18 protein-coding genes are annotated in these 19,384 nt (G+C 63.8%); 6 read left to right on the forward strand and 12 right to left on the reverse strand.

Annotated elements, in window-relative coordinates; genetic code table 11:
• Nucleotides 1-58: 58 nt before the first annotated feature.
• From EOB49_RS04440 to EOB49_RS04455, 3 genes are all read left to right on the forward strand, one after another.
• On the forward strand, nt 59-2,137 hold the full coding sequence (locus EOB49_RS04440) for an acetate--CoA ligase family protein (protein WP_127380256.1): 2,079 nt from the start codon (nt 59-61) through the stop codon (nt 2,135-2,137).
• The gene (locus EOB49_RS04445) at nt 2,130-2,912 is read left to right on the forward strand and encodes a carnitinyl-CoA dehydratase (RefSeq protein WP_127270028.1); all 783 of its coding nucleotides are present in this window, start codon (nt 2,130-2,132) and stop codon (nt 2,910-2,912) included. The genes EOB49_RS04440 and EOB49_RS04445 overlap by 8 nt, the downstream gene beginning before the upstream one ends.
• Nucleotides 2,913-3,129: 217 nt before the next feature.
• Nucleotides 3,130-4,068, forward strand: a complete 939-nt coding sequence (locus EOB49_RS04455) for an alpha/beta hydrolase (RefSeq protein WP_127380257.1) — start codon at nt 3,130-3,132, stop codon at nt 4,066-4,068.
• A gap of 35 nt (nt 4,069-4,103) precedes the next feature.
• On the opposite strand, the gene EOB49_RS04460 is transcribed toward EOB49_RS04455, so the two are convergent.
• From EOB49_RS04460 to EOB49_RS04480, 5 genes are all read right to left on the reverse strand, one after another.
• On the reverse strand, nt 4,104-5,762 hold the full coding sequence (locus EOB49_RS04460) for an FAD-binding dehydrogenase (protein WP_127380258.1): 1,659 nt from the start codon (nt 5,760-5,762) through the stop codon (nt 4,104-4,106).
• Between the two features lie 41 nt (nt 5,763-5,803).
• Nucleotides 5,804-6,790, reverse strand: a complete 987-nt coding sequence (locus EOB49_RS04465) for a Gfo/Idh/MocA family oxidoreductase (protein ID WP_127321839.1) — start codon at nt 6,788-6,790, stop codon at nt 5,804-5,806.
• Nucleotides 6,791-6,859: 69 nt separating this feature from the next.
• Nucleotides 6,860-7,435 (reverse strand): YceI family protein, encoded by a 576-nt coding sequence (locus EOB49_RS04470; protein ID WP_127380259.1) that lies wholly within the window; start codon nt 7,433-7,435, stop codon nt 6,860-6,862.
• A 68-nt stretch (nt 7,436-7,503) separates the two neighbouring features.
• Complete coding sequence (locus EOB49_RS04475) at nt 7,504-8,076, reverse strand: cytochrome b (protein WP_127380260.1); 573 nt, start codon at nt 8,074-8,076, stop codon at nt 7,504-7,506.
• A 57-nt stretch (nt 8,077-8,133) separates the two neighbouring features.
• Nucleotides 8,134-9,024 (reverse strand): LysR family transcriptional regulator, encoded by an 891-nt coding sequence (locus EOB49_RS04480; protein ID WP_127266811.1) that lies wholly within the window; start codon nt 9,022-9,024, stop codon nt 8,134-8,136.
• Nucleotides 9,025-9,120: 96 nt separating this feature from the next.
• Here EOB49_RS04480 and EOB49_RS04485 point away from each other — a divergent pair, with 96 nt between their 5' ends.
• Nucleotides 9,121-10,116, forward strand: a complete 996-nt coding sequence (locus EOB49_RS04485) for an aldo/keto reductase (protein WP_127380261.1) — start codon at nt 9,121-9,123, stop codon at nt 10,114-10,116.
• A gap of 110 nt (nt 10,117-10,226) precedes the next feature.
• Here EOB49_RS04485 and EOB49_RS04490 read toward each other — a convergent pair whose 3' ends face one another.
• On the reverse strand, nt 10,227-10,829 hold the full coding sequence (locus EOB49_RS04490) for a nucleotidyltransferase family protein (protein ID WP_127380262.1): 603 nt from the start codon (nt 10,827-10,829) through the stop codon (nt 10,227-10,229).
• A 273-nt stretch (nt 10,830-11,102) separates the two neighbouring features.
• On the opposite strand from EOB49_RS04490, the gene EOB49_RS04495 reads away from it, so the two are divergent.
• Entirely contained in the window at nt 11,103-11,630 is a 528-nt protein-coding gene (locus tag EOB49_RS04495; protein WP_127380263.1) for an Ig domain-containing protein, read from the forward strand.
• A gap of 421 nt (nt 11,631-12,051) precedes the next feature.
• Complete coding sequence (locus tag EOB49_RS04500; RefSeq protein ID WP_281060552.1) at nt 12,052-13,584, forward strand: autotransporter domain-containing protein; 1,533 nt, start codon at nt 12,052-12,054, stop codon at nt 13,582-13,584.
• Nucleotides 13,585-13,662: 78 nt separating this feature from the next.
• Here EOB49_RS04500 and pheT read toward each other — a convergent pair whose 3' ends face one another.
• From pheT to EOB49_RS04530, 6 genes are all read right to left on the reverse strand, one after another.
• Entirely contained in the window at nt 13,663-16,071 is a 2,409-nt protein-coding gene (gene pheT / locus EOB49_RS04505; protein ID WP_127380265.1) for a phenylalanine--tRNA ligase subunit beta, read from the reverse strand.
• Nucleotides 16,068-16,490: a GFA family protein gene (locus tag EOB49_RS04510; RefSeq protein WP_127380266.1), complete on the reverse strand. Its 423-nt coding sequence runs from the start codon at nt 16,488-16,490 to the stop codon at nt 16,068-16,070. Before EOB49_RS04510 ends, pheT begins: the two co-directional genes overlap by 4 nt.
• Nucleotides 16,487-17,584, reverse strand: coding sequence for a phenylalanine--tRNA ligase subunit alpha (pheS, locus tag EOB49_RS04515; RefSeq protein ID WP_127380267.1), 1,098 nt, complete (start codon nt 17,582-17,584; stop codon nt 16,487-16,489). The genes EOB49_RS04510 and pheS overlap by 4 nt, the downstream gene beginning before the upstream one ends.
• Nucleotides 17,585-17,725: 141 nt before the next feature.
• Complete coding sequence (gene rplT / locus EOB49_RS04520; RefSeq protein ID WP_013528310.1) at nt 17,726-18,127, reverse strand: 50S ribosomal protein L20; 402 nt, start codon at nt 18,125-18,127, stop codon at nt 17,726-17,728.
• 146 nt (nt 18,128-18,273) lie between these two features.
• A complete protein-coding gene (rpmI, locus tag EOB49_RS04525; protein WP_006201248.1) occupies nt 18,274-18,477 on the reverse strand; it encodes a 50S ribosomal protein L35 in 204 nt (67 codons plus the stop codon).
• 182 nt (nt 18,478-18,659) lie between these two features.
• Entirely contained in the window at nt 18,660-19,304 is a 645-nt protein-coding gene (locus EOB49_RS04530; RefSeq protein WP_127380268.1) for an isoprenylcysteine carboxylmethyltransferase family protein, read from the reverse strand.
• Nucleotides 19,305-19,384: the final 80 nt, after the last annotated feature.

Below are 19,384 nucleotides of genomic sequence, written 5' to 3' on the forward strand. Positions count from 1 at the left end.
AGAGATCCAGCGCCACATTATTTCAAGGGCGCTGCTGCGTCCGTTCGGGGCATAACATATGCATAAACTTGAGCGTCTCCTGCGGCCGAAATCGATCGCCGTCTTCGGCGGTGCGCAGGCTGCGGCCGTCGTCGCGCAATCGATCAAGATGGGCTTTGCCGGCGAGATCTGGCCGGTGCATCCGACCAAGGACGAGGTCGCCGGTCGCAAGGCCTATCGTTCGGTGGCTGACCTGCCTGGCGCGCCCGATGCTGCCTTTGTCGGCGTCAACCGGCATTTGACCATTGAGGTGATCAAGGCGCTGGCCGAGCGCGGCGCCGGCGGCGCCGTCTGCTTTGCCGCCGGCTTCCTTGAGACCGAGGCCTACGACGACGACGGCGAGCGGCTGCAGGCCGAGCTGGTTGCGGCAGCCGGCTCGATGCCGATCATCGGGCCGAATTGCTACGGCCTGATCAATTATGCCGACGGCGCGCTGCTGTGGCCCGACCAGCATGGCGGCATAAGATTGGCCGAGGGCGGCAAGGGCGTCGCCATCATCACCCAGTCCTCCAACATCGCCATCAACATGACCATGCAGAGGCGCGGCCTGCCGATCGCCTTCCTGATGACCGCCGGCAACCAGGCGCAGACCGGCCTGTCCGAAATGGCGCTCGGCCTGATCGAGGATGAGCGCGTCACGTCGCTCGGCCTGCACATCGAAGCCTTCGATTCGGTAGCCGGCTTTGAACGGTTGGCGGCACGAGCCCGCGAGCTGAAGAAGCCGATCATCGCCATGAAGGTCGGCCGTTCCGAACAGGCCAGGCAGGCGACCGTCTCGCACACCGCCTCGCTGGCCGGCTCGGATGCGGCCTCGGGTGCGTTCCTGCGGCGGCTCGGCATTGCGCGTGTCGATTCGATCCCCGCCTTTATCGAGGCGCTGAAGCTGCTGCACATCACCGGACCTTTGCCCGGCTATAGGCTGTCGTCGATGAGCTGTTCGGGCGGCGAGGCCTCTGTCATGGCCGACAGCGCCGAAGGGCGCTGGGTCAATTTCCCTGTGCTGACCGACAGCCACCGCGCCCATGTCAAATCGACGCTCGGGCCGCTGGTCGCGGTCGCCAATCCCTTGGACTATCACACCTTCATCTGGAACAACGAGCCGGCGATGACCGCCACCTTCACCGCAATGGTGTCGGGCGGCTTCGACCTCAACATGCTGGTGCTGGATTTTCCGCGACCTGATCGTTGTTCGGTCACCGATTGGTGGGCGACGCTGCGCGCCTTCGAATCGGCGCTGAAGACCAACAAGGCGCATGGCGCGATCGTCTCGTCGCTGCCGGAAAACCTGCCGGAGGAGTACACCGCCGAACTGATGGCGCGCGGCATGGTGCCGTTGTTCGGCATTTCGGAAGCCATGGATGCCGCCGGGGCGGCGGCCTTCATCGGCTGGGCTTGGGCCGAACCGCAGGCGCAGCCGATCGACACTTCTGCTGCCGGTGCGCCTGGTGGCGACCATGTCACGCCCGACGAGGCCGAAGCAAAATCGCGGCTGATCAAGGCCGGCCTGCCGGTGCCGAAAGGCGAACGGGCCGCCAATGCGGTCGAGGCGGTGATTTCGTCGATGGCGCTCGGCTTTCCCGTCGCACTGAAGGCGCTCGGCGTCAGCCACAAATCCGAAGTTGGCGCCGTCAGGCTCAACCTCAGGGATGCCGAATCCGTCAGCACCGCGGCGCATGACCTCTTGCCGCTCGGCACCGGGCTCTATGTCGAGCGCATGGTGCGCGACGGTGTCGCCGAGCTCATCGTCGGCTTCACCCGCGACCCGATGTTCGGTGCGGTGATGACCTTGGGCACCGGCGGCGTGCTGGTGGAATTGTTGCGCGACAGCGTCACGCTGATGCTGCCGGCGACGGGCGACGATATCGAGGCGGCGCTGCGCGGCCTGAAACTGTTCCCGCTGCTCGAGGGCTATCGCGGCCGGCCAAAAGCCGATGTCGCGGCTGCCATCGATGCCATTTCGGGCATTGCCGCCTTCGTGCAGCAGAATGCCGGTGAGATCGAGGAACTCGACATCAACCCGCTGATCGTCTGCAGCGAAGGCAAGGGCGCCTGGATCGCCGACGCACTGCTGGTGCTGGGAGAGAACAAGAATGTCTGACGTCATTTCGACCCGCCGCGAGGGCACCATCCTCGAGGTCACCCTCGACCGGCCCAAAGCCAACGCCATCGACCTGAAGACCTCTCGGCTGATGGGCGAGACCTTCAAGGCATTCCGAGACGATCCGGAATTGCGCGTCGCCATCGTCAAGACCGCCGGCGACAAGTTCTTCTGTGCCGGCTGGGACCTCAAAGCCGCTGCCGGCGGCGATGCCGTCGATGGCGACTATGGCGTCGGCGGCTTTGCCGGGCTGCAAGAATTGCGCGACCTCAACAAGCCGGTGATCGCTTGCGTCAACGGCATGGCGGTCGGCGGCGGCTTCGAGCTGGCACTGTCCTGCGACCTCATCTATGCCTCCGATCATTCCTCCTTCGCGCTCCCCGAAATCCGCGCCGGCACGCTGGCCGACGCGGCAACGATCAAACTGCCGAAGCGCATCCCCTACCATGTCGCCATGGACCTTCTGCTGACCGGCCGCTGGATGGATGTGGCCGAGGCGCATCGCTGGGGCCTGGTCAACGAAGTGCTGCCCAAAGAGAAGCTCGAGGACCGTGTCTGGGAGATCGCCCGGCTGCTCGCAGGCGGCCCGCCGCTGGTCTTTGCAGCGATCAAGGAGACCGCGCGTGTGGCCGAGGCGCTGACCTTCCAGGACGCCATGAACAAGGTGACCCGCCGCCAGCTGCCGACGGTCGATGCACTCTACGGCTCCGAGGATGGCATGGAGGGTTTTCGCGCTTTTGCGGAGAAGCGTGAGCCGGTTTGGAAGGGGAAGTAGTGGATACCGCCGGAACGATGGCGCTTACCCCCCTCTGGCCTGCCGGCCATCTCCCCCTCAAGGGGGGAGATTGGCAGCTTCGATCTCTGCACTCTTCTTGCGACGCAGAAGGTTGGCGAAAGCCTTCGCAACATCCGATCTCCCCCCTTAAGGGGGAGATGTCCGGCAGGACAGAGGGGGGCGCCCTGGCTCAGCCTTGGGCGCCTTTCCAGCACCCATGACCGATTACAAAACCCTCATCGACGCCGAGACCTGGGCGTTCATAGAGCGGACCAACTCCTACTATCCACCCGACACGATCGACTACACGATCGCGCAGCAGCGCGGGATCTATGACCGCATGTGCCGCGAATTCTTCGCCGGCTATCCCGAAGGCGTTGCGGTCGAAACCTCAGCCATTGCGACGCCCACGCACGACATCCCGATCCGCACCTACCGAAGCACACACAAAGCTGCGGTGACGGTGCTCTATGTCCATGGCGGCGGCTTCATCCTCGGTGGGCTGGACAGCCACGACGATGTCTGCGCCGAGCTCTGTGCCCGCACCGGCTATGAGGTGGTCTCGGTCGATTATCGGCTGGCGCCGGAGCATCTGCATCCGGCGGCCTTCGACGATGCGATGAGCGCCTTCGAATGGGCCGCCGCCAATCGCGATCATCCTATCGTGCTGTGCGGCGACAGCGCCGGCGGCAATCTCTGCGCCGCCGTCAGTCACGCCACGCGCGGCCATTCGAAAGGGCCGGTCGGCCAGGTGTTGATCTATCCCGGTCTCGGCGGAGACCGTTCGAAAGGCTCCTATGTCAAGCACGCCGAAGCGCCGATGCTGACCGTGCGCGATCTCGAATTCTACAAGCATATCCGCACCGGCGGCGTTGATAGGACCGGGGACATCACGCTGTCGCCGCTCGCCGACACCGACTTCTCCAACCTGCCGCCGACTGTGCTGATCACCGCTGAGTGCGACCCGTTGTCGTCGGATGGTGAGGCCTATCGCGACCTGGTCGTGGCGGCGGGCGGACGCGCAACCTGGTTCGAGGAAACGGGGCTGGTGCATGGTTATCTCCGAGGCCGGCACACGGTCGGCCGCGCCCGCGCAAGCTTCACCCGGATCGTCGATGCGGTGACCGCGCTTGGACAGGGCGATTGGCGCTGGTGATCGCGGCTGGACTCTGAGGACCGACCGGCCCCGGCTCATCCCACCGAAGCGGCCGCCGCACGGCCGGCGCTGCGGCCGGAAAAGATGCAGCCGCCGAGGAAGGTGCCCTCAAGCGCCGCATAACCATGCACACCGCCGCCGCCAAAACCGGCGGCTTCGCCGACGGCGTAGAGTCCCGCAACCGGCTGGCCGTCGGCACCCAGCACGCGGCTGTCGAGATCGGTCTGCAGGCCGCCCAGCGTCTTGCGGGTCAGGATGTTGAGGCGCACCGCTATCAGCGGGCCGTTTGCCGGATCGAGCATCTTGTGCGGCTTGGCCGTGCGGATCAGCCGGTCGCCGAGATAGGCGCGCGCCCCGCGCAGAGCGGTGATTTGCATGTCCTTGGAGAACGGGTTGTTGAGCTGCCGGTCGCGGGCGCGCATTTCGCGCTCGACCTGGGCTACCTCAAGAAGCGGCTCGCCGCCGGCAAGCGCGTTCATGCGCGCGACCAGCGTCGGCAAGTCGGCCTCGACGATGAAATCCTCGCCCTTCTCCATGAACGCCTTGACCGGACCCGGAATGCCCGATGTGGCGCGGCCGAGCACCTGGCGCCAACTCTTGCCGGTCAAATCGGGGTTCTGCTCGGAGCCCGACAGCGCGAACTCCTTCTGGATGATCTTTTTGGTCAGGATGAACCAGGAATAATCGAAGCCGGTGCTCATGATGTGGGAGAGCGTGCCCAGCGTGTCGAAACCGGGATAGAGCGGCACCGGCAGGCGCTTGCCGCGCGCATCGAGCCACAGCGATGACGGGCCGGGCAGGATGCGGATCGCATGATCGGTCCAGACCGGCGCCCAATTCTTGATGCCCTCGACATAGTGCCACATGCGGTCGCGGTTGATGATCGAGCCGCCGGCCTGTTCCGCGATTGCCAGCATGCGGCCGTCGACGTGATCGGGCACGCCGGTGATCATGCGCTTCGGTGCGGCGCCCAGCCGTTTGGGCCAATTCTCCCGCACCAGTTGATGGTTGGCGCCGATGCCGCCGGAGGCGACGATCACCGCTTGCGCGTGAAGCTCGAAATCGCCTGATATTTCGCGTGCGCTCTTGTGGCCGCGCTCGACAGCGCTGGGCTGCAGGATGTCGCCACGCACACCGGTCACAACAGCACCCGTCCGCGCCAGTTCATTGACGCGGTGGCGGAATTTGAAACTGATCAATCCGCGCTTTTGCGCCTCGCGCACGCGCTGCACAAACGGTTCGAGCACACCGGGGCCGGTGCCCCAGGTAATGTGAAAGCGCGGAACCGAATTGCCATGGCCGATGGCATTGCCGCCGCCCCGCTCGGCCCAGCCGACCACAGGAAAGAATTTCAGGCCGCGCTGCATCAGCCAGGAGCGTTTCTCGCCGGCGGCGAAGCCGACATAGGCTTCCGCCCATTTGCGCGGCCAGAAATCCTCCGGCCGATCGAAAGCCGCGGTGCCCAACCAGTCTTCCAACGCCAGGTCATGCGAATCGCGGATGCGCATGCGCCGCTGCTCGGGCGAATCGACGAGAAAAAGGCCGCCGAACGACCAGAATGCCTGGCCGCCCAGCGACTGCTCGGGCTCCTGGTCGACGATGATGATTTTCTTGCCGGCCTCGGCAAGCTCGGCGGCGGCAACCAGCCCTGCAAGGCCGGCGCCGACAATGATCACGTCCGCATCGTCAGCCATCTTTCCTCCCAGAATTAGCCGGCTACTTCAATTGCAAGGGGTCAGACGGTCTCCCAGCCTTCTTTGCCGCCGGCGCGGAAGATGGCATCGATGACTTTCTGGTTGAGCACGGATTCCTCCAGCGTGAAGACGCGCTCCTTGCCGCCCTGTGCTGCACGCGCGAAGGTCTCGACCTCCAGCCGGTATTGCTGCGTGCCGGGAAAGCGGAACACCTGCGCCTCGGTGTGGTTCTGGTTGTGCAGTTCGACGCGGTGGTGGTCGTAGAGCCCGGCATTGAAGGGCGAGAACAGTTCGATGAAACCCTTCTCGCCGTGGAACACCATCACCTGGCGCGCCGCCATCTGCGTCGACAGATAGAAGGACAGCTCGAAGTCGCCGAAATCGGCGCGGATCGAGGAGTAGATGTCGGTGCCGAATGTCTTGTCGCGCTCGATCGTCGCCTGCACGCGCAGCGGCTCCTTGCCGGTCGAAAAGCGCGTCGACACGGTCGGGTAGACGCCGATATCGGGCAGCGCGCCGCCGCCGAGGTCGAGCTGGTTGCGCATGTTGCTGGGGTCGACATTGTAGTAGGAGAAGGCACCCTGCACATGGCGCAGCCGGCCGATGGCGCCGCTGGCGATGAGGTCGCGTACCTTGATCCATTGCGGGTGGTAGATGACCATGAAGGCCTCGCAGACCAGCACCTTTTTCTGGTCGCGCAGCTTGATCAGCGGCAGGATGTCCTTGGCGTCGAGCGCCAGCGGCTTTTCGACCAGCACGTGCTTGCCGGCTTCGATGGCCTTGGCCGCCCATTCGACATGCTGCGAGGTCGGCAACGGGATGTAGACGCCATCGACCTCGTCGGAGGCAAGCAGTTCCTCATAGGAGCCGAAGGCATGGCGCGCGCCGAAGCGCTCGGCCAGCGCCTTGGCCTTCGACAGGTCACGGCTGGCGATCGCCGACAGCACGCCGTTCTCCGCCTCGACCATCGCCGGCAACAAATGCTCGCGGCCGATCTTGGCCGTCGACAACACACCCCATCGGAACATCAGGCTTCTCCATCACAATTACAGGCAACGAGGTTTGCCCGAAATCGCCGGAAAAGCCAATGACGAGGGTCAGCCCCTTTTGCCGGTCAGCGTCATGTCGAAGTCGACGATGTTGGAATAGATTGGCGTGCCGACATCCATGCCGTAGCGCGACCTCAGCACCTTGCCGGTGACATGGAATTTGATCGTCCCGGCCTTGAGACCGCCAAGCTCGGCCGTGAACTTTTCCGGAAACGTCTTGCCGCGCGCGGTCAGCCGGCCGCTGACGAGGGCCGTGGTGTCGCTGGTTCGGGTCACGCTGGTAGAGCGAAACTGGATCTCCGGGTTGTTGGCGGCATCGAACACGGCGTCGGAGCGCAGGAAGGCATCGATACGGCTCTGGCCGGTGCCAACGCTTTCGGGAAAGATGGTGAAATTGACCTGCGAGCGCCCGACATCGCTGTTGTCGATGCGGATCGAGCCCTTGAAGCGGGCGAAGGCGCCATTCAGGCCGCCGCCGCCGACCTTGCCGATGGAGAAGCGGATGCTGGAGTTGGCCGGGCTGATCGAATAGCTGCCGGCGGCGTCACCAAGCGCGACGGCCGCTGAAACAGGCATGGCGAGGCAAGCGGCGACCGCCGCAAATCCGAGGATGCGCGTGTACATGGGGATGTTCCTTGTTGGAGGCAGCGCATTCCTGCGCCCTCACTCCATGAACGAATGAACCGCTCGCTCTATTCCGGATCTGACGAAGGCGTGATCATGCGCATGAGCACGCCATCCCTGAGCTGGAAATGATGCCGCAGTGCCGCCGCAACGTGGAGAGCCACAAGCGCCATGCCGGCATAGGCAAGATACCAATGCGCCGCCGCCCAGAAGCTTTCGGCACCATCCGATTCGGCCAGCGGCAGGTTCGGCATGACGAACAGGTTGAACGGCAGGCTGGGTATCTCCAGCATCGAGACCGACACCAGCGCCCAGCCGGACAAGGGCAAGGCAAGCTGAAACGCGTAGAGCGCAAAATGGGCCAACGGTGCCGCCCGACGTTCCAAAGTCCCGACCGAGCCCGGCAGCGCCGGCGTTGTATTGCCGCAGCGCCAGACGATGCGCAGGATGATCAAGCCGAGCAGCAGGAAGCCGAAGGATTTGTGCAGCTGGATCAGTTCGAAGGCGGTGCGCTGGCTGGTCACCCGCACCATGACGAAGCCGAGTCCGAACTGGCCGATGAAGATCAGCGCAATCAGCCAGTGAAGAATGATCGCGCCCCAGCCATAGCAGGTGGTGCTGTTGGTGATCGATGTTTGCATCGTTGGTGAACGACCGCGATGCCGGTTTTCTTCCACCAGGGGAGGGGCGAGCCCGCGCTATCCACTCACCTTGAAGAAATCGACAAACGCCCTGAGCGCTGGCCGCATCTGACGGCGGCTCGGATAATAGACAAAGAAGCCGTCGAAGGGCGGGCACCAGTCCTCCAGCACGCGGATCAGCCTGCCGTCGGCGAGCGGGGCGCGGACATAGTCCTCAAAGACGAAGGCGAGCCCGGCGCCGTCGACCGCCGCCTGGGCGATCAGATGGTCCTCGTCGAGGATCAGCGGTCCCTCCACCGCCATCTCGATCGTCTCGCGGCCTTTCTCGAACTCCCAGCGGTAGAGGATGCCGCTGGAGAAGCGGAAGCGGATGCAGCGGTGGCCGGCCAGGTCGCGCGGGTGGCGCGGCTTGGGGTTGACCTCGAAATAGACCGGGGCGCCGACCACCGCGCCGCGAAGGTCCGGCCCGATGCGCACCGCGATCATGTCGCGCTGCAGGCTCTCGCCAAGCCGGACGCCAGCATCGAAGCCGCCTTCCACCACGTCGGTGAAGCGGTCCTCGATGACGATCTCCAGCACGATGTCGGGATAGGCCGACGCAAAGGCGCCCAGCCGTGGCGTCAGCGCCAAATGCGCTGCGGTGCGCGGCACGGTCAGGCGCAGATTGCCGGCCGGCCGGTCGCGCGTCTCGATTGCCGTCTCCAGCGCCAGATCGATCTCCGACAGCGCCGGCCGCAGCCGCTCCAGCAACTGCGCACCTTCTTCGGTCGGCGCGACGCTGCGTGTGCTGCGCGCCAGCAGCCGAACGCCAAGCCGCGCCTCCAGGCTGGACACCGCATGGCTGACCGCCGAAGGCGCGATGGCCAATTCCCTGGCGGCGCCGCGAAAGCTGCCGCATTGAGCGACAGTCGCCAGCACCGCCAGTTGTGAAAGATGCGCTCGATTCATTGATCTATCTTTTAGTACAGCCCGTGCGGATGAAAGCCAATTATCGAACACAAGGCAAGGCGCTATTTCTCCCACATCGCAACAAGGAGACGCGTTATGCAAACCCGCAAGCTAGGAACTGAATTGAACGTCTACCCCGTCGGCCTCGGCTGCATGGGCATGAGCTTCGCCTATGGCGGCCAAGCGGAAGCCGATGCGATCGCCACGCTGCACCGCGCCGTCGACATCGGCGTCAATTTCTTCGACACGGCGGAAGTCTATGGCCCCTTCGAGAACGAGATCCTGCTCGGCAAGGCGCTGAAGCCGGTGCGTGACAAGGTGACGATCGCGACAAAATTCGGCTTCCGGATTCTGGAGGAAGGTACAGGCCTCGACCGCATGGCGGGCGTCGACAGCCGCCCCGAGCACGTCAAAGCGGTCGCCGAGGCCTCGCTGAAACGGCTGGGCACCGATGTGATCGACCTCTACTACCAGCACCGTGTCGACCCCAACGTGCCAATCGAGGATACGGTCGGCGCCATGGCCGAACTGGTGCGCGAGGGCAAGGTGCGCGCGCTTGGCCTGTCCGAGGCGAGTGCCGCGACCATTCGCCGGGCCCATGCCGTGCATCCGGTATCGGCCGTGCAGAGCGAATATTCGCTGTGGAGCCGCGACCCGGAAGACGAGGTGTTCGCCGTCTGCCGCGAGCTCGGCATCGGCTTCGTTCCCTATAGCCCGCTCGGCCGTGGGCTGCTGACCGGCACGATCGCCAAGCCCGAGGCCTTGAGCGACGGCGACTGGCGCCGGACCTTGCCGCGCTTCCAGGCCGAGGCGATGGAAGCCAACGCCGCTGTCATCGCCACCTTGGAAAAGCTGGCTGTTGAAAAGGGCGTGACCTCGGCACAGCTGGCGCTGGCCTGGGTGCTGCACCAGGGCGATTTCATCGTACCGATCCCCGGCGCGCGCAAGATACGCCATCTGGAGCAGAACACGGCGGCGGCGGACATCGCGCTAAGCGCGGCCGAGGTGCAGGCTATTGGTGACGCGCTGTCGCCCAACAAGGTTATGGGCAAGCGCTATACCGAGGAGTTGCTGGCGCTGGTGAATGGGTAAAAACTGCGAGTAAGCGAAAGGGGCGCCGGGCGCCCTTTTTCGTACGCAGCGCGGTGCAAAAGGTGAGAGACGCTGGCGTGAAGCGCCCCCCTCTGCCCTGCCGACATTTCCTACCAAGGCACGACAGTGATCTCCGGCCAATACTCCTGGGCGCGTCTGCCCTTCGCCTCATGCGTCTTCTGATTGTCCATCACCCGGTTCGGTGTGATGCGGAACGAAAAAACATCATCCAGCCCGAACGGCGCCACCAACACCAGCTGCCCGTCAGCATCGTATCGAACCCCGACGGCGTGCGTCTTCGACGCGAAATAGCAGACGGGATCGCTGGCGTTCGAATAGCGCGGGCAAGGCCGCCCGAACTTCTGCGGATACCAAAGATGCACCCGCGCCTGATTGCGCACCTCGACCGGCAGCGGCAGTCCTTCGAAATGCTTCTCCGCGCGGCGAATAACGGCGTCCTCGGCCTCGTAGGAGAGGTCGCTGTCATCGAAGTAGAACAGGTCGACATCCCTGATGCCATACCCCGAAGGTTTGCCGGTCAGATGGTTCCAAACACTGTTGTAGAGCGCGCCGGAAACCACCAGCCAGTCCGGCAGGTCGAGCGTGCGAGCCCGCGCCAGCGCGTCGCGTAACAGCGGGTCGGCAAGCACGATGGCGAGAAACGCCGCGCGCTGCTCTTCAAGAGGAAGGCCCGAATAGCAGAGAGGATCCATCGCCCTTTGGAGAGCGATTCGGCAAGTATCCGCAATGCTTCGCCCATAGCGCCACCAAAGATGTGGCCAGATTGCAACGTGACCGGACCATGATGCTCGGCCTGGCCCTAAAACAGCCCCACCCTCGTCATCTGACGACTATGCGCGTCTGCCCATCTGCCGGCATGGACGATTGCTATTGGAATTTTCCACACCGGCTGGCGTAGCCTGGGCATGCAGATATCGTCGGTTTGGCCAGCAACATCGTCGAGAGGACCGATCGACAGGGCAAAATTGACTGCGAAGTGGTTCTGGATTGCCGCGACCTTCTGCGTTCTGATCGCAGCCTCGCTCAATGCAAGTGCTGCGGCGGAGCCGATCGTGATTTCCCCGGCCACGCTGCCGGATGGGAGAGTTGGTGAGCACTATGATCGGACGCTGATGGCTTCAGCCGGAGCTGGCGGGCCATACACGTTCGCGCTCACTTCGGGGGTCACGCCGGTCTCCTTCAGCAGCGGCGGCGTCCTCTCCGGGGCAGTGATAGCCGCCCCCGGCACCTATAATTTCAGAGTCCTGGCGACAGATCAGGTCGGCAACACCGGCACACGCGACTACACGATTGTGATCGCGGACAACCCGGTCTTGATTTCGCCTGCTGCGTTGCCCGGCGGGCAGATTGGCCAGCCGTATAACCAGGCGCTGACGGCTTCGGGTGGCGCTGGCGGTCCCTACACGTTCTCGATCGTTTCGGGCTCCATGCCCGTCGCCTTCAGCAGTGCCGGCGTCCTCTCAGGGCCAGTGATAGCCGCCCCCGGCGTCTAGAGTTTCAGGGTCCGGGCGACAGACCATGTCGGCAACAGCGGCGAACACGACTACACCGTCGTGATCGCTGACAACCCGGTCGTCATTTCACCAACTGCCTTGCCCGGCGCGCAGATTGGCCAGCCCTATAGCCAGGCGCTGACGGCTTCGGGTGGTGCCGGCGGCCCCTTTACGTTCTCGATCGTTTCGGGCTCCATGCCCGTCGCCTTCAGCAGTGCCGGCGTCCTCTCCGGGCCGGTCATAGCGGCCCCCGGCGTCTACAGTTTTAGGATTCGGGCGACGGACCATGTCGGCAACAACGGCGAACGCGACTACACGCTTGCGATCACCACTGGCCCGCCCATCGTAATTTCACCGGCAGCTTTGCCCAATGGCCAGGTTGGGCAGCCCTATAGCCAGATGCTGACCGCAACCGGCGGGTGTGGGCGCGCCTTACACGTTTCAGCGGATGATCGGAAATCTGCCCGAAGGCGTTTCGCTCGCAACCGATGGCACACTCGGCGGCACGCCGACCGAGAGCGGATCATTTGCCTTTGCCGTCGATGTGTTCGACACCTCCGAGAACAGGGCAAGGCGCGAGTATACGCTGGACATCGCTGCGGCGCCCCGACCGACGGCGCCGTCACTGACCATGACGATCGTTGCCGGCATGTCAGCTTCGCTGCCGTTGACGCCGGGTGCTACCGGCGAACCATTCAGCGCCGCGGCGATCATGTCCAGCGCCCCCGCCGAGGGCGGCACGGCGACGCTGTCCGGCGCGCCCAACTACCTACTGACCTTCGCGTCCTCGCCGGTGTTTTCAGGCACCGTCATCGTAACGTACACACTGACCGGCCCCGGCGGCGTTTCCGATCCGGCCACGGTGACCATCACCGTCACCACGCGGCCGGACCCATCCGACGATCCGGAGGTCGCCGGGCTGCTCAATGCCCAGGCGCAAGCGGTGCAGCAATTCGCCGCCGGGCAGACAGGCAATATCAACCATCGCATGGGCGCTTTGCGAAGCGAGGCGTGCCGCAAGGCCTTTGCGAATGGGCTCGAACTGTCTGGCCAAGGCGTCGATGGCAATGCCGCCAGCGTCGACTTTCCAGACGGATCCGATTGTGGGGGCGACGCGGCAAAGCTGGGCTTCGGCTTGTGGGCCGGCGGCCACATCGATCTCGGCCATAGTTCGCCTGACGATAGCGCGGAGCGGGACTCCGTTTCGATCAACATGACCACCGGCATCGACTACCGTTTCAACGACCGTTTCGTCGCCGGTCTGGCCGTCGGCTACTCCAGCGACGACAGCGACATTGGCGGCAATGGCACCGAGAGTTCCGGCGAGGCCTACAGCGCGACGCTCTATGCAAGCTATCGCCCGGCCGAAAACCTGTTTCTCGATGCCCTGGCCGGCTACGGTTCGTTCAGCTTCGATTCGAAGCGCTTCGTGACAAGTGTTGGCGGCTTTGCCGACGGTCAGCGTGACGGCGACCAGATTTTCGGCTCGCTGACTGCCGGTTTCGATCATCGCGTCGGCGGGCTGCGACTCACTCCGTTCGCCAGGTTGACGGCATCCTCTTCGAGCCTCGACGCGTTTACCGAAACCGGAGCAGGCATCTATTCGCTGAGCTTCGGCAAGCAGAGCGTCGACAGCTTCGGCGGCACGCTTGGCCTTGCCGGCGGCTATGACATGCCGGTGGCCCTCGGCGTCTTCACACCACGCTTCCGGTTTGAATACACTCACGAATTCTCCGGCTCGAGCGGCGTCGATATCCGCTACGCGGATAGTCCGGATGGCCTTGTCCATGGTTTCCAGACGCAGCCTTTGGCGAGTGACCAGGTGATGATCGGCCTGGGCGCCGATCTGCTGCTGCACCAAGGGTTATCCATCGGGCTCGATTATCGCGGCACAATCGGCTTTCAAGACAGCTACAGCCATGCCTTTGGCCTGAGGGTCGGCGGCGGGTTCTGACCATTGCGGCAACGGCTGCTCATCCGTCCCGTGGACGGATGAGCAGCCCCATCGCTAACAGTTCAGTCGCCTTGGGCGCTACGTCCTCAGAACGCCACCGGTCTGCTTGCCGACATTCTCGACGATACGCTTGGCCAGTGCCTCGAAATCCTCGTCGGTCAGTGTCTTTTCAACCGGCTGGATCGACACTTCGATGGCGATCGATTTCTTGCCCTCGCCCAGCGAAGCGCCTTCGAAGATGTCGAAGACCGAGACGGCGGTGATGAGCTTCTTGTCGGCGGCGAGCGCCGCGCGCACCAGCGTGCCGGCCTCGACCGTTTTGTCGACGACGAAAGCAAAGTCGCGCTTGACCGCCTGGAAGGGGGACAGTTCCAGTTTCGGCTTGGTTTTCGTCGGCTTGGCCTTCGGCTCGGGCACAGCATCGACAAACACTTCGAAGCCGCAGAGCGGGCCGGAAACATCGAGGCCTTCCAGCGTCTTCGGGTGGAATTCGCCGAAGGTGCCGAGCACGGTTTTCGGACCGAGCTTGATCGTGCCGGAACGGCCGGGATGATACCAGGCCGGGCCGCCGGCCTCGATCTGCAGCCGGTCGACAGGCGCACCGCAGGCTTCCAGTGCGGCGATCGCGTCGGCCTTGGCGTCGAACACGCCGACCGCACCCGAATTACCGGCCCAGTTGCGGCCTGAGCCGTCGAGCTTGGCGGTGCCGCGGCGCACGCCGGCGGCCACGCGCCGCTGCTGGTCGGCGCCGTCGCCCTCATAGGTGCCCGAGACTTCGAACAGCGCCACGTCGCCGATGCCCTTGTCGGCATTGCGCTGGGCAGCAGCAATCAGGCCCGGCAGCAGCGACGGCCGCATGTCGGACATGTCGGCGGCGATCGGGTTGGCGAGCTTCAGCGCGGTCTGGCCGCCGCCGAACAACTCGGCGTGCTTGGCCGGGATGAACGACCAGGTGACGGCCTCCATCATGCCGCGCACGGCGAGCGCTCGCTTGGCGGTGCGGGTACGGACCTGCAGCGTGGTGAGGATCCTTGCGTTGACCGCGTCATGCGCGCCGAGCGGCTGCGGTGCGATGTTGTCGACGCCGTGGATGCGCATGACCTCCTCGACCAGGTCTGCCTTGCCATCGACGTCGGGGCGCCAGGACGGCACGGCGACATCGACGACATCGCCCGAGCCCTCCGGCTTGAAGCCGAGGCGCGACAGGATGTCGAGGCTTTCCGCGCTGGGAACCTCGATGCCGGTCAGCCGCTTCACTTCCGAAAGCGGGAAGGAAACGATCTTCGACTTGTGGCCGGCATAACCGACGACTTCCATTTCGGTCGGCATGCCGCCGCAGAAATCGAGCACCAGTTTCGTTGCCAGCTCGACGCCGGGAACCATGAATTCGGGGTCCACGCCGCGCTCGAAGCGATAGCGGGCGTCAGTGATGATGCCGAGCGTGCGGCCGGTGCGCGCCGTGGTGATCGGATCCCAAAGGGCGGATTCGATCAGCACATCTGATGTGTTCTCGTCGCAGCCCGAATGCTCGCCGCCCATGATGCCGGCGATGGACTCGACGCCGTTGTCATCTGCGATGACGCACATTTCCGGCGTCAGCGTGTATTCGCGGCCGTCGAGCGCCTGCACCTTTTCGCCATCGCGGGCGCGGCGCACGACGAGATTGCCGGCAACCTTGCTGGCGTCGAACACATGCAGCGGGCGGCCGCGGTCGAAGGTGACGTAATTGGTGATGTCGACCAGCGCGCTGATCGGCCTCAGGCCGATGGCGATCAGCCGCTGCTGCAGCCATTTTGGCGACGGCCCATTCTTGACGCCCTTGACCAGCCTGAGCGCGAAGCCGGGACAGAGCTCCGGCGCTTCGATCGTTACCTTGACCGGACACATGCCGTTGCCGACATGCGGCATGATGGCGCCGCCGACGAGGCGGCCAAGCCCGCTCGCCGCCAGATCCCTGGCGATGCCGTGGACGCTGGTCGCATCCGGCCGGTTCGGCGTCAAATTGATCTCGATGACCGGATCGTCGATGTGCGCATAGGCAGCGAAGCTGGTGCCGACAGGCGCATCCTCAGGCAGGTCGATGATGCCGTTGTGCTCGTCGGACAGTTCCAGTTCGCGCTCGGAACACATCATGCCGTGGCTTTCGACGCCCCTGATCTTGCCGACCGTCAGCGTCACGTCGATGCCGGGCACATAGGTGCCGGGCGCGGCAAAGGCGCCGATCAGGCCGGCCCGCGCATTGGGCGCGCCGCAGACGACCTGCACGGGTGGTTTGCCGTTGCCCGTATCGACAGTCAGCACGCGCAGCCGGTCGGCATCGGGGTGCTGGACCGCCGTCAGCACCTTGGCAATGACGAAGGGTTTCAGGCTCGACTTGTCGTCGACATGCTCGACTTCGAGGCCGATCGAGGTCAGCCGCTCGACGATCTCGTCAAGCGTGGCGTCGGTCTCGAGATGATCCTTGAGCCAGGAGAGGGTGAATTTCATGGGACTGTTCCGTCTGGTCTTTTGACGCTTGTTTTCAGATGTCTCGGCAGGTCGTCGGACATATGCAGGAAGGGGAGCTGCTCACTGACATAGGCATGCTGCGTCGGCTCAAAATCGGCCGGCGCATCCATGGCGCCGAGCATGAAGTAGATGTCGTCCTCCAGCCGCTCGTCGACATAGGCGATGGGTGAGCCGCAGGTGCCGCAGAAGGAGCGCGTCACCGGGCCGTTCTCATACATCTTCAGCGCCTTGCCGGTGAACGCGACCTGATCGACCAGGAAGCCGACAAAGGCCGACATCGGCGCGCCGCTGGCCCGCCGGCAATCGGCGCAATGGCAATAGCTGACGTGATGCGGTTCGACTGATGCCTCGAACCGCACGGCGCCGCAGCGGCAGCCGCCGGCATAGGGCGCTGTCATGCGCTCAGGCCTCCGAACAGCGTCGGCATGTCGAGCGGCCTGAACCCGTAATGCGACAGCCAGCGCACGTCGGCATCGAAGAAGGCGCGCAGGTCCGGCATGCCGTATTTCAGCATGGCGATACGGTCTATGCCCATCCCCCAGGCAAAGCCCTGATATTCGTCCGGATCGAGCCCGCCATGGCGCAGCACGTTGGGATGCACCATGCCGCAGCCGAGGATCTCCATCCAGTCGGAGCCTTCGCCGAAGCGCACTTCGCCGGGCCTGGAGCGGTCACACTGGATATCAACCTCGAGGCTCGGTTCGGTGAACGGGAAGAAGGACGGCCGGAAGCGCATCTTGACCTGCGGCACCTCGAAGAAGGCCTTGCAGAACTCCTCCAGCACCCACTTCATGTTGGCGACATTGGCCGTCTTGTCGATCACCAGCCCCTCGACCTGATGGAACATCGGCGAGTGGGTGGCATCCGAATCCTGCCGGTAGGTCTTGCCCGGAATGACGATGCGGATCGGCGGCTTCTTCGTCTCCATGGTGCGGATCTGAACCGGCGAAGTGTGGGTGCGCAGAAGCTTGCGCTCGCCCTTCTCGTCCGGCTGGAAGAAGAAGGTGTCGTGCATCTCGCGCGCCGGATGGCCTTCTGGGAAATTCAGCGCGGTGAAATTGTAGTAATCGGTCTCGATATCGGGACCTTCGGCGATGGAGAAACCGAGGTCGCCGAAGATCGCCGCAATCTCGTCGATGACCTGGCTGATCGGGTGGATACGGCCGCGCTCAGCCGGCGACTGCCGCACCGGCAGCGTCACGTCGACCTTTTCGGCGGCCAGGCGGGCGGTGATCGCCACATCTTTCAACTCGGCCTTGCGCGCCGTCAGCGCATCTGTGACGCGGTTCTTGAGGCCGTTGATGGCCGGGCCTTTGACCTGACGCTCCTCGGCGGTCATCGCGCCAAGTGTCTTCAGCATCTCGGACACGGCGCCCTTCTTGCCGAAAGCAGCGATGCGCACGGCCTCGATGGCCGGCTCATCGGCGGCCGAGGCGATTTCGGCCAGAAGTGAGTTTTCAAGCGTATCCAGGCCAGTGGTTGCGTCGTTCACGGTCAAAACTCGCTACGTTGGAAATCAGCTCAAAGTGAAAGTCACTTTTAAGTTGAAGTTCAGGCAAAAGAAAAACCCGCGCCAGCCGTGCCAGCGCGGGTTCCCCAAATCAGAATTGCGAATGCTTGGGAAGCGCTGGTCTTAGGCGACAGCGCTTTCAAAAGCGTTCGGCGTGGTGTTCTTCAGATATTCGAGCGCCACCTTGGCCTTGGCGACCAGGGCTGCGAAAGCCTGCGGCTCATGGATGGCCATGTCCGACAGGATCTTGCGATCGATCTCGATGCCCGACTTGTTGAGGCCGTCGATGAAACGGCCATAGGTCAGGCCATGCTCGTGCGTCGCGGCGTTGATGCGCTGGATCCACAGCGCGCGGAACGAGCGCTTGCGGTTCTTGCGGTCGCGGTAAGCGTACTGCAGCGACTTTTCCACCGCCTGCTTGGCGATGCGGATGGTGTTCTTGCGGCGGCCGTAGAAGCCTTTCGCGGCTTTCAGGACCTTCTTGTGCTTGGCGTGCGAGGTGACGCCTCTTTTTACGCGTGCCATGTCATGATCTCCTTAAAAGCAATTCCAGGAAAAGTGCCCTTGCGGTTTTCCGTTCGGAATTGCGTAAAACAAATGCGTGTCCGGACCGAAAGCCCTATTTGAGCGGAATGTTATCCAAAAAGTCTGCAACTTTTTGGCATCACGCCTTAGAGGCCGTTCGGCAGAAAATTCTTGATGACCTTCTTGCCATCCGGTTCAGCCAGAACCATCGTGCCGCGGGCATTTCGAATGAACTTGTTGGAACGCTTGATCATGCCGTGACGCTTGCCGGCAGCAGCCGACAGGACTTTACCCGTACCTGTGATCTTGAACCGCTTCTTGGCGGCCGATTTGGTCTTCATCTTGGGCATTTTGCTACTCCGTATTGTTGGCGCACTATCGCGCTTCTTGTTCGCTTCGGGCCGACCAAAGCCCGAAAAGCAAATGAAACCGCCACGGCATGCCCTGCCGGGCGGTTTTCTTGAACGGCGGTCCTATACGTCAAAGACGGCCCGCGCGCAACACCTGTGGAGATGCGGCGCTGTGTCCTTGGTCAGGGCAGCGTGAACCAGACCGGCAACATGCCTGACAGCTGGGCTCCGTCTATCAATTCGAAGGCCGGCAGGGCGATGAGAAACACCAGGCCGTCGAGCAGCGTGGTCAGCAGCAGGCGGGGCTTGAAGCTGCCCGTGTCGCCCTCCTGGTAGAGCGACAGCTTCGGGAAGAAGCGCGGCACCTTCTCCAGATAGGCCTGGTACGGCGCGCCGAGCGCCTCCTTGAGGAACTTCTCTTCGCGCAGGATGACGATGTGGAAGGCACCCGCGCACAGCAGCGCAAAGAGGATGATGCCGGAGAACGAGCCGATCTGGGCGCCGACGCCGGCCGCGGCCACGGTCGAGAACACATACAGTGGGTTGCGGGTGATCGAGTAAGGCCCGCCGGTCACCACCTCGGAAGATTTGCGCCCGCCTATATAGAGCGTCGCCCAAAGGCGCCCGACGATGCCGAGGAAAATCAGCAGCACGCCGAACATTTCGATCGACTCATGCACCCAGGTTTCAGGCGGAAAACTCGATTGGCCGAACAGCAGTGCCAGAAACAGCACCACCACCAGCACCGCAAGCACCATGCGGCGCATATGCTGGTAGTTGCCCAGCCCGTGTGCCTCGACGGGCGCAGACTTGATTTCATTGACCATGGCGGAATCCGATCGTCGAGAAACTTGCCGGCGATCGCAGCTTCTGGCCAAGGAAACAGGGCCCCGCCGATCGTTGGGAT

The sequence above is a fragment of the Mesorhizobium sp. M7A.F.Ca.MR.148.00.0.0 genome (genome assembly GCF_003997735.1).
In the GTDB taxonomy this organism is placed as follows: Bacteria; Pseudomonadota; Alphaproteobacteria; order Rhizobiales; family Rhizobiaceae; genus Mesorhizobium.